At 32.3% G+C, this 15,896-nt stretch carries 12 protein-coding genes; 7 read left to right on the top strand and 5 right to left on the bottom strand.

Going from position 1 to position 15,896, the window contains the following annotated elements; all coding sequences use genetic code 11:
• Nucleotides 1–91 precede the first annotated feature (91 nt).
• The gene (locus tag BXU10_RS20405) at nt 92–2,686 is read right to left on the bottom strand and encodes a T9SS type A sorting domain-containing protein (RefSeq protein WP_078229351.1); all 2,595 of its coding nucleotides are present in this window, start codon (nt 2,684–2,686) and stop codon (nt 92–94) included.
• Nucleotides 2,687–2,822: 136 nt separating this feature from the next.
• Nucleotides 2,823–5,012, bottom strand: coding sequence for a glutamine synthetase III (locus tag BXU10_RS20410; RefSeq protein WP_078229352.1), 2,190 nt, complete (start codon nt 5,010–5,012; stop codon nt 2,823–2,825).
• Nucleotides 5,013–5,439: 427 nt separating this feature from the next.
• On the opposite strand from BXU10_RS20410, the gene BXU10_RS20415 reads away from it, so the two are divergent.
• From BXU10_RS20415 to BXU10_RS20425, 3 genes are all read left to right on the top strand, one after another.
• Nucleotides 5,440–6,456 (top strand): glutamine synthetase beta-grasp domain-containing protein, encoded by a 1,017-nt coding sequence (locus tag BXU10_RS20415; protein ID WP_031456589.1) that lies wholly within the window; start codon nt 5,440–5,442, stop codon nt 6,454–6,456.
• Between the two features lie 238 nt (nt 6,457–6,694).
• A complete protein-coding gene (locus tag BXU10_RS20420) occupies nt 6,695–7,657 on the top strand; it encodes a TerC/Alx family metal homeostasis membrane protein (protein WP_078229353.1) in 963 nt (320 codons plus the stop codon).
• A gap of 99 nt (nt 7,658–7,756) precedes the next feature.
• Nucleotides 7,757–9,556, top strand: a complete 1,800-nt coding sequence (locus tag BXU10_RS20425) for a T9SS type A sorting domain-containing protein (protein ID WP_078229354.1) — start codon at nt 7,757–7,759, stop codon at nt 9,554–9,556.
• 55 nt (nt 9,557–9,611) lie between these two features.
• Here BXU10_RS20425 and BXU10_RS20430 read toward each other — a convergent pair whose 3' ends face one another.
• The 3 genes from BXU10_RS20430 to BXU10_RS20440 form a co-directional block, all read right to left on the bottom strand.
• Entirely contained in the window at nt 9,612–10,127 is a 516-nt protein-coding gene (locus BXU10_RS20430; RefSeq protein WP_078229355.1) for a hypothetical protein, read from the bottom strand.
• Between the two features lie 89 nt (nt 10,128–10,216).
• Nucleotides 10,217–11,083 carry an alpha/beta hydrolase family protein gene (locus BXU10_RS20435; protein ID WP_078229356.1) on the bottom strand — a complete coding sequence of 289 codons (867 nt, stop codon included), beginning with the start codon at nt 11,081–11,083 and terminating at the stop codon, nt 10,217–10,219.
• 117 nt (nt 11,084–11,200) lie between these two features.
• Nucleotides 11,201–12,073, bottom strand: a complete 873-nt coding sequence (locus BXU10_RS20440) for an AraC family transcriptional regulator (RefSeq protein WP_031456594.1) — start codon at nt 12,071–12,073, stop codon at nt 11,201–11,203.
• An 897-nt stretch (nt 12,074–12,970) separates the two neighbouring features.
• Between BXU10_RS20440 and BXU10_RS20445 the strand changes: the two genes are divergently transcribed.
• The 4 genes from BXU10_RS20445 (at nt 12,971) to BXU10_RS20460 (ending at nt 15,885) form a co-directional block, all read left to right on the top strand.
• Entirely contained in the window at nt 12,971–13,372 is a 402-nt protein-coding gene (locus tag BXU10_RS20445; RefSeq protein WP_078229357.1) for a T9SS type A sorting domain-containing protein, read from the top strand.
• Nucleotides 13,373–13,733: 361 nt separating this feature from the next.
• Complete coding sequence (locus BXU10_RS20450) at nt 13,734–14,138, top strand: T9SS type A sorting domain-containing protein (protein WP_031456596.1); 405 nt, start codon at nt 13,734–13,736, stop codon at nt 14,136–14,138.
• A 349-nt stretch (nt 14,139–14,487) separates the two neighbouring features.
• Nucleotides 14,488–14,889, top strand: coding sequence for a secretion protein (locus BXU10_RS20455; protein ID WP_078229358.1), 402 nt, complete (start codon nt 14,488–14,490; stop codon nt 14,887–14,889).
• Nucleotides 14,890–15,480: 591 nt separating this feature from the next.
• A complete protein-coding gene (locus BXU10_RS20460; RefSeq protein ID WP_078229359.1) occupies nt 15,481–15,885 on the top strand; it encodes a T9SS type A sorting domain-containing protein in 405 nt (134 codons plus the stop codon).
• Nucleotides 15,886–15,896: the final 11 nt, after the last annotated feature.

The raw sequence follows: 15,896 nt of genomic DNA on the forward strand, positions 1-15,896 counted from the left end.
AATCACTATAAATAATGATTTTACATCTCATAAGAAAAATGGGCTATCTAAAGAATTATAGATAGCCCATTTTATAATAAAACTAAATGTTTTAATCTTTAATCAGTTTCGATAAATAGGTGTTTTTATCACTCATTACTTTAACAAAATAAAGTCCTTGAGCTAAACCTGAAACATTGATTTTTTCAATACTATTCTGAGATCTGAAAGATTGTTTTTTAACTATTTTACCCATTAAATCTGAAATAATCACTTCTGAAATTACCTCGTTTAAAGCTGAAACGGTCAATTCATTCATTACAGGATTAGGATAAAGCTGAACATTATCTTTGGTTTCTGTACCCAAATTATCTGTACCCGAAGAATCTGTTTTTCCTGGCTTTAATCCATTTAGGATAGCATCAATAATTTCTGCTTTTTGCTCTTCTGTAATACCGGCAGCATTTGCGGATTTAGCTGTAGTGTTAAAGGTCAATTGGTACGTAAAACCACTATCATAACAATCACATTCAGGTGTGTACATTCCAATTATATACAATTTATTATTTACAAAAGTATAACCAGGGAAAGTAGTGGTCAAATCCCATGTTGTAGCCGATGAGGTTCCCGCAAATGGAGGCAGATTGCTTCCCGCATTATTTCCGTGTGCAAAAGTACTCCAGTTAATCACGACAGAAGGATATGAAGTTACCTCGGCTACATACCAGTGGTATTTTCTGCAATTTCCTTTAATACTGTCATCTGACGTTGCAATACTATTAACCGATGCAATAATTGCATTGTTTGTGCCATTGTGCTGTACGGTAATCGCAAGTCCCGGATCTCCCAAAGCACCAACATAAATATCATCTATTGCTAAGTCATTTCCGTCACCATTACCAGTTTCGTCTAAATAAATCCGAACGGTTTCGCTGGTTCCTGTTGCCGTGAAAACTACATCTGCATTTTGCCAGTCACAAGCATTAGCTGTCGCCACATTTACTGTAAATACCGCTGAAGTTGTAGCCCCTGCTTCTATTCTGACTTTCGGAAGAATATCAAAAGTACATTGCTTCATGTTTTTGAAATTGGCACAGAAACGATACTTTTCTCCTCTTCTTAATCCTGTTATTGTTTGCTCCCAAACTACAGAAGAGCCGGATTGCTGTGTTTTTCCGTTTACCGTCAAATAATTATCATTTGAAGCATACGTTACAGGATCAACACAAAACGAATGATCGGTTACTGTTGCTCCAAAAGCTGCTGCAGAATTCGTTACATTATATTGTCCCGGATAAGTAGATGCATCCAGAGTATAGGCGCTGGTAAAACCTGTATTTCCAGCTTCAAAATTACCGTTCACAACCAAATTCTCAGAATCACAACAATAGGCGCCTAAATTATTAATACAGAAACAGATGTCATTATCAAAACCCGCCGTTTGTCCGTATTGCACTCCTAAAACCGGATTTGCAGAATACTGAACAACTGTTTGTACGTTTCCGTTTAAGTCCACTAAATTAAAGGTCAGTTTTGCTACTACGTCATAACAAGTCCCCGGTGTCTGATTTGGAAAATCAGTTGCGGCTACATCAACTGTATAATTAGAACCTGAAACTGTGGCTGCCGCTAAGGTATTCAATAATGTTCCGTTTTGATAAATTTCAAAACTGATCTGAACATTGGTTGCCGCTGCAGGAACAGTAAATGTTCCATTAAAAGTTTGTTTCGGTTTTATACAATCATGTCCTTTTAAATCTAAATCAATAACGCCCTCTGAAGTATTTTTACAACTCGTACAGGTATCATCAATATAGGTATATCCATTATGACCGCCAGCAGAACAATCTGAGTTTATAAGCATAATTACTACTTCTCTTCCAATATGGCTTGATAAGTCCAGATAGGCGCAACGCCAGTCTCTGTAATACTTTATTCCTTCACCTGGAGCATTAGTTGCACTGATAAATGGGTTAGACGGAGCAGCTATATCTACCATTTTATCAACAGTTACTCCGGCCATATCTACAGCTTCTGCAACAAAAAAAACTTCAGAACCATTTACGCTCCCATCGGCATTTGAGTGACTTCTGTCCATTACCAAGGCATATTGAAAATAGTATTTTGCATTCGCTGCCGTTACCACAAAACGCTTTGCAATCCCTTCTGCACCATAACCCGGCTGATCATTTCCTAAACGAATTGATTGTGTGCCTGAGGATCCCGGAGCAGTTTTAGACATTGAAAAAGAAGGACTGGAAGCCAATAAAAGAGCATCTGTTCCTGTTGTTTCGATAGAAGTGAAATTTTGTCCAGATGCCGTACCAGTAAAAGGTAAGGATAAAACACCCGGATTTAGTGTTAAGCCATTTTCAATAGGAAGTGTCGTAACTCCGTGTTTCAGGCTCAAACCGGTCCATCCGCTGTAACCACTTTCAAATCCGGAATTAACACATGGTTCTTTTGATAACTCTATATTCTGTAAAATAGACTGAATTTTTGTAGAAGATTTAATCGAGGGTTCTGATTGATTTTTAATAAATTGTTCAATGTTTCTAGCTTTAACTTCTTTAGTCCAGCTCATATCATATTCGTAATGCAGTCTGACATTTTTGACCGTTATTAATGTGTCCTGATATTTTTGTGCAGAAACAGAGCCACACATTAAAAGGAACAATCCCGTAATTAGATGTACAATTGTTTTCATAATAAAATATTTTGAGGTTAATAAAGTTGTATATACACACTTATATCAGATTCTATTTACAATTGTTACCTCTAAACATAAAAAAATGCCTCTCCATAAAATGGAAAGGCATTTATATATATTACAAAAACTTATTCTATTTCGTAAGTAAAAGCTCTCTGTATTTAGTTAAAGTCCAGCTTTCATCATCAACCAATAATTCCAATTTATCACAATGATTACGAATATCCTCAAAATAAGGTATTACTTTATTACAATAGGCCTCAGCCATTTTTTGAGCATCTGTTAAATGGTTTGCTGTTCTTCTTTCGTTTGTCATAGCCTCCACTTTTGAACTGATACCTTCTATATGACCTGAAATTTCCTTGATCAGAATAATTTGTTCTTTAGCAATAGTTTCAAATGCTGCGCCAAAAATTTCTTTTAGGCCTTTTACATTTTCAATTAAGGTATTTTGGTAACGTATTGCGGTTGGAATAACATGATTTTTTGAAATATCTCCCAAAACTCTTCCTTCAATCTGAATCTTTTTAGTATACTCCTCCAATTCTATTTCATAACGAGCTTCTGCTTCAACATGATTCAAAATTCCTAATTCGGCAAATAAATCTAAAGCTTGTTTAGAAACTTTGGCTTTAATGGCTTCCGGAGTAGTTTTAAAGTTGCTTAAACCTCTTTTGGCTGCTTCTTTTTCCCAGGCATCACTATAGCCGTCTCCTTCAAAAAGTATTTTTTTCGATTGTTTGATGTACTCCCTTAAAACATTGAAAATTGCTTCATCTTTTTTCAAACCTTTGGTATCAATCAAAGTATCTACTTCAATTTTAAAATCCTTTAATTGCTTGGCTACAATAGCATTTAAAGTAGTCATTGCATTCGAGCAGTTCGAATTTGAACCAACAGCCCTGAATTCGAATTTATTTCCTGTAAAAGCAAACGGTGACGTTCTGTTTCTGTCGGTATTATCCAAAAGAACATCCGGAATTTTACCAACCACGTTTAGTTTTAAATCTGTTTTTTCTTCTGGAGATAATTTACCAGTAGTTACACTTTCCAGTTCCGTTAAAACTTTTGTCAACTGCTCGCCAATAAAAACCGAAATAATTGCCGGAGGTGCTTCATTTGCTCCTAACCTGTGGTCATTACTGGCTGTTGCAATAGAAGCTCTTAACAAGGTTTCGTAATCGTTAACTGCTTTTATGGTATTAATAAAGAACGTTAAAAACTGTAAATTACTCATTGGTGTTTTACTCGGACTCAATAAATTAACTCCTGTATCTGTTGCCAGTGACCAGTTATTATGCTTTCCTGAACCGTTTACGCCTTTAAAAGGTTTTTCGTGAAATAGAACTTTAAAATCATGACGCTCTGCTACTTTTTGCATAACATCCATCAACAAAGAATTATGATCGACAGCAAGATTGGTTTCTTCAAATATTGGAGCCAATTCAAATTGATTTGGTGCTACTTCATTATGACGCGTTTTTACCGGAATTCCTAATAACATACATTCCTGCTCTAAATCTCTCATATAAGTTAAGGCACGTGTTGGAATGGATCCGAAATAATGATCGTCTAACTGTTGTCCTTTTGCAGAAGTATGCCCCAATAAAGTTCTCCCGGTCATCATTAAATCAGGACGGGAATTTGCCAAGGCTTTGTCAATCAAAAAGTATTCTTGCTCCCAACCTAAAGTAGCTGTTACTTTTTTTACGTTTTTGTCAAAATATTTACAAACCTCTGTTGCTGCTTCATCCATTGCTGATAAAGCTCTTAACAACGGAATCTTATTATCTAAAGCTTCTCCTGTGTAAGCAATAAATACGGTAGGAATACATAAAGTTGTACCATATATAAATGCCGGAGAAGTTGGGTCCCATGCTGTATATCCTCTGGCTTCGAAGGTATTTCTGATTCCGCCATTCGGAAAACTTGATGCATCAGGCTCCTGCTGAACCAATTGTGCTCCTCCAAATTTCTCTACAGGGTCGCTTCCGTCATATGATATATCAAAAAATGCATCGTGTTTTTCTGCTGTAGTTCCGGTAAGCGGCTGAAACCAATGCGTATAATGTGTAACTCCTTTTGCAAGAGCCCATTCTTTCATTCCCATGGCAATATAATCTGCCAGCTTTCTGTCTATTTTAGTTCCGTGCTGAATGGCATCCCTCACTCCTTTAAAAGCATCTGAAGTTAAATATTGCTTCATCGCTTTTTCATTAAAAACATTCGCCCCAAAAATAGTTGACTTTCTGTCAATTTCTTCAAAATGTACCGGCTTTCTTGAAGAAGCTTCCTTTAAGGCTTGAAAACGTAGTGTTGACATGTATATAAGTTTAAAAATTCGTACTAATTTTGATTAAATAAAGAAGAACAAATATAAACAATAAAAAAGCCTTTTTTAATCATAAGTTTTAGATTTTTGAAAAGCATTTTAGCAATAAAAGGTTCATTTTGTAAAGAATTCTGAAATGCTTTTTAAAAAATATAACAAAACATACGAATATTACTAAGGAAATCAACAATTTTTCATAATTTGGATAGAAATAAATTTAAAAAACAAAGGTGTTTATTACGAATTTATATTTAAAACATTAAAAAATTGCTATTTTTTAAATATACCCCTACCTAAATTGCGCTTATGTAAAAAATTATATCTATTGAAACAAAATATACCCCCTAATTTTTACGACTTAAAAAATAAATCTATATTTGACCCAGCGAAAAAACAAAAAAAATTAATTTATATTATTATGGCTAAAATTAAGTTAGAGTACATTTGGTTAGATGGATACGAACCAACTCAAAATCTTAGAAGTAAAACTAAAGTTGAAGAGCACGAAAATTTCAAAGGAACATTAGAAGAACTTGGGAACTGGTCATTTGATGGTTCATCAACAAAACAAGCTGAAGGCGGTTCTTCTGACTGTTTATTAGTTCCAGTTGCAATCTATCCGGATCCAACTCGTATTAATGGATACTTAGTAATGTCTGAAGTTATGTACGCTGACGGAACTCCACACCCATCTAACGGAAGAGCTACAATTGATGATGATAATGATGATTTCTGGTTTGGTTTTGAACAAGAGTATTTCATCATGGATACTAAAACTTTATTGCCATTAGGTTTCCCTGTTGGAGGTTATCCTGCTCCACAAGGTATGTACTACTGTTCTGTAGGTGGAAAAAACACTCACGGAAGAAAATTAGTAGAAGAGCATGCTGATTTATGTATCGCTGCAGGAATCAACTTTGAAGGTATTAACCAGGAGGTTGCTTGTGGACAATGGGAATTCCAATTATTCGCTAAAGGTGCTAAAAAAGCCGGAGACGAAATCTGGGTTGCTCGTTACCTTTTAGATCGTTTGACTGAAAAATATGGTTACTATATTGAATACCACCCAAAACCACTAGGAGATACAGACTGGAATGGTTCAGGTATGCATGCTAACTTCTCAAATAACATCTTAAGAACATGTGGAGACCAGGCTACTTACGAAAGAATCTGTGAAGCTTTCCGTCCTGTTACTGCTGAGCACATTGCAGTTTACGGAGCTTACAATGACCAACGTTTAACTGGTAAACACGAAACTGCTTCTATCCATGATTTCTCTTACGGAATTTCAGATAGAGGAGCTTCAATCAGAATTCCTTTAATAACTGTTCAAAAAGGATGGAAAGGATGGTTGGAAGACAGAAGACCAGCTTCAAACGGTGATCCATACAAAATTGCTGCAAGAATTATCAAAACTGTAAAATCAGCGCTATAATTCAAAGCTTAGGTTATATACTAAAAAGTGCCATCATTAGATGGCACTTTTTTTTATTCACCACTCCGACAAACTTTTAACTTCTGCTGCTTTATCGCCATAACGATTAAAAACCTTAACATTTCTATTTTCTGACATAACAAATCACGAACTTCAAAAGAAACATTCTTATAAAATTAACTTTTTAAGTTAAATTTCAAGACCTATCTTTGTATATACACTTTAAATACAGAGCATTATGATAGTCTGGACTTTATTTTTATTATCTGTTATTTTTATTCTTGCCTTGGATTTAGGTGTGTTAAACAAAACACCACATATCATTAGCACCAAAGAAGCCAGCAAATGGACATTGATTTGGGTAACATTGTCATTTCTTTTTTCAGGAGTTATTTACTGGCTATACACAACAGATTACATTGCAAACCCGGATAATCTAAAACCTGCAGTTGCTTCAATGAAGTTCATTACAGGATATTTAATAGAACTTTCGTTAAGCGTTGATAACATTTTTGTAATCGCCATCATTTTTGCTTCTTTCAAAATACCTCAAAAATACCAGCATCGTGTTTTATTCTGGGGAATTCTGGGAGCAATTGTTTTTCGTGGCCTTATGATTTTCTTTGGTGTCTTACTAATCAATAAATTTAGCTGGACAACTTATATATTTGGAATTTTCCTGATTTTTACCGCTATAAAAATGCTGTTTTCAGGAGAAGATGAAGATTTTCATCCAAAAGATTCTTTTGTATACAAAACATTAGGAAAAATTATTCCAATTACATCCGAAATGGAGGGAGAAAATTTTTTCGTTACAACTAAAACTGCAAAAAAAGCAGCAACTCCCCTATTTGTTGCCTTAATAGTAATTGAGGTTATGGATGTTTTATTTGCCGTTGACAGTGTTCCGGCAATTCTCGCCATTACATCAGACCCGTTTTTGGTATTTAGCTCTAATATTTTTGCCATTTTAGGATTGCGTTCTATGTATTTCTTTTTAGCCAATATGCTGGCAAAATTCAGTTATCTGGAATATAGTTTAGTCGCTATTTTAGCTTTCGTAGGATTAAAAATGCTGCTTCACGATTATATACAAGTTCCGGAATGGGCTTCTTTAGGATTTATCGCCCTTTCACTTTTAGTTGGAATTTTGGTTTCTTTAAAATTTGGAAAAGAAAAAGAACTTACGGATTTGGATTAAGAATTATTGAAAATAAAAACTTTCAAATAAATATATAAATATAGGAATATACGTCTTTAAAAAACTATTTTTGCCTCATTATAAATTATAAATTTTATCATGAGAAAAAATTACATTCATCTCGTTTTATTGCTCTTATTAAATGTTTCAATGTTTGGGCAAAAAGTTACAATCAGCCCAACACTTATTAACGGAATGGGGTACAGTGGTGGCTCTATTAATTTAGGATCCGTACCTACTACTACTGTTTCATTATCTGTAAAAGTTGATGTTCCATCGTCAGCTGCCGCGGGTAATCAAGGCACAATAAAAATTTACTTTTCAAGAGGCACTGCATTAGCATCAAATGTTACTAATGGTGGCGACGGCGGAGCGTTATATTTTGGTGGAGGAAATGTTGCCACGAGAAGCTTTGTTATAGAATTGAACTGGTCTGATTTTTTAACTTCAGGAGGTTTTATATATGCAGAATATAATAATGGTACCGCATATAAGAGCTCAAATATTACGGTTATTAAAAATTCTACTGTAAATACAGGAACAAATTTAAATCCTCCAAAAGACGCTCCTAACCCAAAAAACATTGCCAATACAATATGCTGCGATCAAACGATTAGATTAGGAGAAAAACCTGAACCAATAACTGGCTCTCAATATTTAAATCCTTATGGAACTTTGCCATATGGAATCGCAAGTGTTTGGGAAACCACTGCTCGCTCACCTATAAGCTTTGATAACATTAATAAGACTTTAAGTATTGATTACATAACTGAGCCAGGAGATATTACGATTAAAAGAAGTTTAGGCTATTATCACAATTTTGAACCTGTAAATAAAAGCAATACTGTAAAAATAAAAGTATTACCTTCTCCTATATCGAATAATGAAATTTTTTCAAATGGTTCTGTAAATCTTGATGGGTCTATAGAAATTAGTTATAATAATCCTGTAAATATTTTTGGATATCAATCATTCATAAACTTAAATATGTTACAAGATCCATATTATATTCCAAAAAGAGGTGAAACAAGCATTATGATTGAGAAATATGAATGGGAATATCGAATAACAAATGGAACCACTGAAGAGAACATTTGGACAAGCATTCCAAACCAATTTTCAGCTTCAATAAATTCATCATACTTACCACGCTCAAATAGTTCTAAAGACAATTTTTATATAATTAGAAGAATTGCAATTTATCAAAATTTAAAATTAACTAGCAATTCATTAACAATATCACTTCGTGCAATTCGTGAAAATAATACTATCTGTTGCGACCAAACTTTACAAATTTCATCCTCTAACGAAATCGAAATACCATCTATTATTACTGGAACAACTGCAATTTCTAATAAAAACAAGCCCCTATCTTATCAGTGGCAAAGTAGAACCTTTTCTGAACGCGATTCAAAATTTAGTAGCTGGGTTAATATACCAAATTCAAATTCGAAAGATTATATTCCACCAGCATTAGAAGTCATTCCTGGAATCGGAAGAAACCCAGCGACAGTACCAACTTATAATTACAGACGCATAGCAACAGACACTCATTATAAAGGAGAAGAATATTATAGTAATGAAATAAGCTTAACTCCAGTAAATAACGTTAATACAAGTATACCTTTAATAATATATCCCAATCCAGCAACTTCGATAATAAATATAGAAAATACTGAAATGTTAATCGAAGATTACCTAAAGGATCCAAGTATAGATATTGTAAACATCATGGGGAATGTTGTGAATTCAAATAATTTTACAAAAATAACACCATATCTCATTAGCATTGATATTTCAAATTTAATTAATGGAACTTATTTTATAAATATTTCAAGTAAAAACCAAGACCGAAGAAGAGGTTATAAAAAACAATTTACTTTCATCAAAAATCAATGATAAATAAAAAAAAAGGAAATCGTAACGATTTCCTTTTTTTATTATTATTGAATTGTTAGTTTAATTGCTTAACATTATTATCATCAATATTATACTTTTTAATAACAGCATTATAATCTGAATAATCTTCTTTATTAACTGATTTTGCAGAACCTGATTTAGAACCAGGTACAATTACAATTCTAAAAGTTTGATTATTTAAAAATTGCGGAGTTAAATTTAAGTTGTAGTTACCAGCTGCATAGATTGTAAAATCTTCATCACTAAAATCAAAATCGTAATATAATTCTCCTTCATTCAGATAAAGTGTTCTTGGTATTAGTTGCCAAACAGGCACATTCCCAGTAAGGGTAGCTGATTGTCTGTAAATTAAAACAACATCCTCAGGAAAAAGCAAGTTTCCAAATTTTTGATAAATATTATACCCATCTGTAGCATTAAAAGTAAAATTAACATTTTTAAGGTCAAAAACTTTACTAATTGTATCATATTCAGGCTGATTGTCATCATCTGAACAACCAGAGAATGCAAATAATCCAACAACTGCGAAAAGTGTCAATATCTTTTTCATATTTTTAAAATTTTAAAGTTTATACTTAAAGGTATTCCAAAAATCAAACCAAAAAAAATAATTGAATGCCTTTTGGTATTATTTTTTTATTATTTCCCTACAACTGCCTGATTTTTAAGCACTATTTTATTGAAAAATAATACATGAAATGGTAACGCATTTTCCCAATATTCCCAGGTGTGCGCTCCCGGTCTTTCAGTATAATCGTGTTCTACCTTATTATAAACCAGTCTTCTGTGCAATTCCTTATTTGGCTCAATTAAAAAATCATCTATGCCACAGTCGATAATCAGTGGCAGCTTATTGGCTTTTATTTTGTCTATCATATTTAATACCGCATGCTGCTCATACATTTTTATATCATTACTCTTGTCGCCAAAAATAGGTTCAATTAATTTAATAACCTGAGCAGAAGAATCACGATTCAACATCACACTCATATCAACTGCGCCACTCATGCTTCCAGCTGCACAAAATAAATCAGGATTTCTGGCAGACAAGTACAATGCTCCATGACCTCCCATAGAAAGTCCGGTAATGACACGACCGTTTTTATTCGCGATAGTTCTGTATGTTTTATCTACTTTCTGAATTACTTCCTTAGTCACAAAGGTTTCAAACTGGCTTCCTGTATTTACCGGACTGTCGATATAAAAACTAAATGTTTCACCTTCGGGCATTACGATAATCAAATTATACTGATCCGCTAAGTTCTTTACAAGTTCACTGTCCGGCGTCTTTTTTAACCAGTCATCAAAATGTCCGTAAGCGCCATGCAATAAATACATTACCGGAAATGCCGATTTGCTTTTGGCGTATGAATTAGGCAACACAATAGCAGCCTTGTATGTTTTACTCATTGCTGTACTGGCAATTTGCAGCGTATCTACTTTTGCAGCATGCGAAATTCCGGAAGACAGTACACATAGAAATAGTAAAATTTTAAAATACTTCATGATTTTATTTTTTTAAAAGAACATAAATATACTTTTTAAGAATCAGATAATCCCAAAACAGCATAAAAAAACCATCAACAAATTGATGGTTTTCTATTAAAAATAAGTACAATCTGTTTACATGATCATCGCCCGATGCTCTTGTCTGTATTCTGAAGCACTTTTGCCGGTATATTGTTTAAATGACTTGCTGAAATGACTGAAATTATTAAATCCGCTTTCATAACATACTTCATTTATACTAATAGGTTTCTCTGCCAGAAGTTTGGAAGCATGTACCAAACGGTACTCATTGACGAATTCAGTGAATGTTTTATTTGATATTTTTTTAAAATAACGACAGAAAGACGGCGTGGTCATACTGACCAATTTAGAGACTTCGTCTATTGAAATTGGCTCCTGAAAATGATCTTTTACATAACTAAACACAACATTAATCCTGTCATTATCCGGTACCTGCATTTCGAGTATAAACCCATCTGCATTTAAAACAGTATACTCTTCTGAAGTCGCTAAATCCTTTAAAATACTCAAAAGAGTCAGGAAACGCTCAAACGGAGATTTGTTCTCCATCAATTCCATTTTAGTTCCAATTCTTTTTTTAGTTTCACCTCCAAATGCTATACCCGCTTTTGCCTGATCAAGAAGTTGTTGAATTTTTTTCATTTCAGGAATTCCAAAAAAATCTCCTCCCAGAAAATCAGGTTTAAAATGAATTACGGTTTCATCTGTATTACCCGTTTTTTCGTTTGTGAATCCGCAATGCGGCAAATTAGAACCTATCAAAATCAGGGAACCGTTCGTATAATACGAAATATGACTCCCTATTTGTCTCTTTCCCGCTCCTCCATTAACAAAAACAATTTCAATTTCAGGATGGTAATGTAATAAATGGGATTTACTATTAGTCTTTTGAGCATGCTTAGTGTAAGTAAACGAGCTTCCGTATGAGTTTGATATTATTTCAAGAGCTGGGGCAATTGGTTTCATTTCGTAATGATTAAATAATAAGAGCAAATTTAACAAAAATACCTAAAAAAATTTAAATTTTAACCTACAACGCTTTCGTAACTAAGAATAACACATAGTATTCAATAAAAAACCGAATTGTTTTTAACAGAATAAAATTAGACATTAATTTTAAAAATCAATGTTATTAAAAAGGTAAAATTAAAGTAATGAATTTGACTCTCTTAAACAATAAAAGTGAAAAGGAATATTTGAAAAAGGAGTTTAAAAAATTACTAAAAAAATCTTTCACTATTAAATAAGAGAGATATAATATTCGTGTTTTATATGTAAACCATTGAATATTATTTCAAAAAAAGAAACTAAATACTTTATAAAATTATCAAATCGTTTCACAACAACCTCTCACCGATTCCTGATCTATTTTTATGTCTTCTTTCGGAATTGGAATCATGCAAATTTGAAGCCACAAATAAAATTCCATTTTTAAACCGATAGAGTTGTTAATTCAGCATCGATACAGTAAATCCGGAAGAATCCATTTTTGGTCATTTTACCCTCGTTTTCCTTGTTTTTACTATTTATTTTCAATAAAACATGTTTTAGAAGGTCCAAAATTAAACTTTTAGGAATTATCAACTACCCGAAAATTATAATAATCCTATTTTTTTCCTACAAAAATTACACAATTAAAACAAAAACAAACCAAAGAGCATCATATTCATAATTGAAAGATATATTTTGAAAAATAATAACCAAATTCGCCAAAACTCCAAGAATAATTCAAATTTTAACATATAACGGTTTCGTAAATGAGAATACAGCATATATAATAGCAAATAGAGTTGTGCTCTTTGCCCTACAGTTGAAGTAATTTAGCAGTATAGAATTAGAAGAAATAATTTAATAAAATATATCATGAAAAAGACATTAAAATTAAGTTTAGTATGTGCAGTACTTTTTGGAACAAGTACTTATGCAATCGACGGAAATGAAGATTCTTCTCTTCATGTAATTAAAGAAAAAGGTAATGAAGTTACTTTTGGATTAAATGTAACTGAAGCAAAATTAATGATATACGATCAGGATGGTACTGTACTTTATTCTGAAAAAGCTTCAGGAAAAGATGGAATCCTAAAAAAAATCACTTTTGAAGATTTTCCGGAAGGAACTTACATATTAAAGATAGAAGATAAAGAAAAAACAACAAAACATCAAATCACTGTTACTTATAACAAGATAGTTTTATCATCTAAAGCAATATCATCAGTTTATAAAACAGAAATTTCTGGTAATAATACAGGCGTAGCAGTACGCTAAAAAGTTTATGCTTTCATAAGTATAAAAATGAGGTTAGATAGTTAGTAAAGTTTAAAACCTTACGGTTTTCAAAACAGCTCTTGGTGGTTCTTGAGCTGTTTTTTTTTGCTTTTTTTCAGTTCAATATTTTTTATAAATAGCATAAATCAGCATCTTTTTCAATACTGTCATTCATTTAAACAAATTATCAAATAACAATCAAATTAACGTTAACAATAATTATAATTCAAATTTTAACCTATAACGGTTTCGTAAATGAGAATACAGCATATATATCAGCAAACAGAGTTGTACACATTACCGTATAGTTGAAGTAATTTAGCAGTATCAAATAAGAAGAAATAATTTAAAAATATACATCATGAAAAAGACATTAAAATTAAGTTTAGTATGTGCAGTACTTTTTGGAACAAGTACTTATGCAATTGATGGAAATGGAGATTTTGCTCTTCATGTAATTAAAGGAAACGGGAACCAGGTAACTTTTGCATTAAACAATGTAAAAAAAGCACACTTATCAATCTACGATACAGATGGCAACCTTATCTATTCTGAAAGTGCTTCAGGCAAAAGCGGAATCCTAAGAACATTCAGCTTTGAAGAATTCCCGGAAGGAACTTATTTCTTAGAAGTAGAAGATAGTGTAAAAACTACAAAACATGAAATTACGATTACAGCCGGTGTTGCAACATTATCATCAAAAGCAATTTCATCAGTTTACAAAGCAGGTTATTCTGCCAACAATACAAGTGTAGCAGTACGCTAAAAAAGTTTATACTTTCATAAGTATAAAATGAGGTTAGATAGTTAGTAAAGTTTAAAACTTAACGGTTTTCAAAACAGCTCCTGGTGGTTCTTGAGCTGTTTTTTTTATTCCATAATTTTGATCAATAGCGAGATAAACCCCTTTTTTTATACCTGTCAATTATTTAAATAAATTATCAAATCACAATCAAATTAACGTCAACAGTGATAATAATTTAAATTTTAACCTATAACGGTTTCGTAAATGAGAATACAGCACATATATCGGCAAATAGGGTTATGCAAAATAACATATTTCGTAAGTAATTTAGCATCAGATAATTAGAACTAACAATTTAAAAACTATTGTCATGAAAAAGATTTCAAAATTAAGTTTAGTATTAGCAGTACTTTTTGGAACAAGTACTTATGCAATCGATGGTAATGAAGACTTCAATCTTCATGTATTAAAAGCGAACGGAAAACTGATCACTTTTGCTTTAAACAATGTAAAAAAAGCAAAATTAACAATCTACGACCAGGACGGTACTCTGATTTATTCTGAAAGTGCTTCAGGTAAAGATGGAATTTTGAGAACATTTAGCCTGGAAGAATTTCCTGAAGGAACTTATTTCCTTGAAGCAGAAGACAGCATAAAAATAGTAAGACATGAAATTACAATTACAGATAACAAAACAGTTTTGTCTGCAAAAGCAATTTCATCAGTTTACAAAACAAATAATGCTAAAAATGCAACTGTAGCCGCTCGTTAAAACTGTTTACAATTTTAATAATTGTATAAAAATGGTTAGATAGTAAAAGATTAAAACTTAATTGTTTTCAGAAACAGCTCTTTGTGGTTATGGAGCTGTTTTTTTTATTTCTTTTTTTTAGAAAATCTATCAGATCTCTAAATACTTTTTGAAAATAAATTAAATGACAGCATTGATAAATTTCCACAAATTTGTAATTTCTGGCAAAATTCATTTCTACCGATTTATATCCTATTTTCGTCTTTTTACATACTTTTTAACAACAGAAAGCAACAAATCTTACTCCTAAATTATACTTTCTGCAATTTCAAAGTAGGCAAAAATTATTATAACCTAATTTTTTCCTACTTAAAATTACCACATCCTAACAAAAACAATGCAATGATTTTTATATTCGTAATTTGAGGTGAAATTTTAAAAAATTATAATCAAATCGATCAAAACTCCAACAATAATTTAAAATTTAACATATAACGGTTTCGTAAATGAGAATATAGCATATATATCAGCAAATAGGGTTGTGTACTTTACCTTACATCTGCAGTAATTTAGCAGTATAGAAATAGACGAAATAATTTAAAAAAATATATCATGAAAAAGACATTAAAATTAAGTTTAGTATGTGCAGTACTTTTTGGAACAAGTACTTATGCAATCGACGGAAATGGAGATTTTGCTCTTCATGTAATTAAAGGAAACGGTAGTGAAGTAACTTTTGCATTAAACAATGTAAAAAAAGCACACTTATCAATATACGATATAGATGGTAATCTTATCTATTCTGAAAGTGCTTCTGGCAAAAGCGGAATCCTAAGAACATTCAGCTTCGAAGAATTTCCAACAGGAACTTATTTCTTAGAGGTAGAAGACAGTGTAAAAACTACAAGACACCAAATTACTATAAAAGACAATGTTGCTGTGATATCAAGACAAGCAGTTACATCAATATATAAAGCAGGTTCTTCTGCAAACAATACAAGCGTAGCAGTACGCTAAAAAAGTTTATG

The organism is Flavobacterium sp. LM4 (assembly GCF_002017935.1).
Lineage (GTDB): Bacteria > Bacteroidota > Bacteroidia > Flavobacteriales > Flavobacteriaceae > Flavobacterium > Flavobacterium chungangense.

Coding starts and splice junctions, on each gene's coding strand:
- BXU10_RS20405 (WP_078229351.1), bottom strand. CDS start 2,686: ATGAAAACAATTGTACATCTAATTACGGGATTGTTCCTTTTAATGTGT.
- BXU10_RS20410 (WP_078229352.1), bottom strand. CDS start 5,012: ATGTCAACACTACGTTTTCAAGCCTTAAAGGAAGCTTCTTCAAGAAAG.
- BXU10_RS20415 (WP_031456589.1), top strand. CDS start 5,440: ATGGCTAAAATTAAGTTAGAGTACATTTGGTTAGATGGATACGAACCA.
- BXU10_RS20420 (WP_078229353.1), top strand. CDS start 6,695: ATGATAGTCTGGACTTTATTTTTATTATCTGTTATTTTTATTCTTGCC.
- BXU10_RS20425 (WP_078229354.1), top strand. CDS start 7,757: ATGAGAAAAAATTACATTCATCTCGTTTTATTGCTCTTATTAAATGTT.
- BXU10_RS20430 (WP_078229355.1), bottom strand. CDS start 10,127: ATGAAAAAGATATTGACACTTTTCGCAGTTGTTGGATTATTTGCATTC.
- BXU10_RS20435 (WP_078229356.1), bottom strand. CDS start 11,083: ATGAAGTATTTTAAAATTTTACTATTTCTATGTGTACTGTCTTCCGGA.
- BXU10_RS20440 (WP_031456594.1), bottom strand. CDS start 12,073: ATGAAACCAATTGCCCCAGCTCTTGAAATAATATCAAACTCATACGGA.
- BXU10_RS20445 (WP_078229357.1), top strand. CDS start 12,971: ATGAAAAAGACATTAAAATTAAGTTTAGTATGTGCAGTACTTTTTGGA.
- BXU10_RS20450 (WP_031456596.1), top strand. CDS start 13,734: ATGAAAAAGACATTAAAATTAAGTTTAGTATGTGCAGTACTTTTTGGA.
- BXU10_RS20455 (WP_078229358.1), top strand. CDS start 14,488: ATGAAAAAGATTTCAAAATTAAGTTTAGTATTAGCAGTACTTTTTGGA.
- BXU10_RS20460 (WP_078229359.1), top strand. CDS start 15,481: ATGAAAAAGACATTAAAATTAAGTTTAGTATGTGCAGTACTTTTTGGA.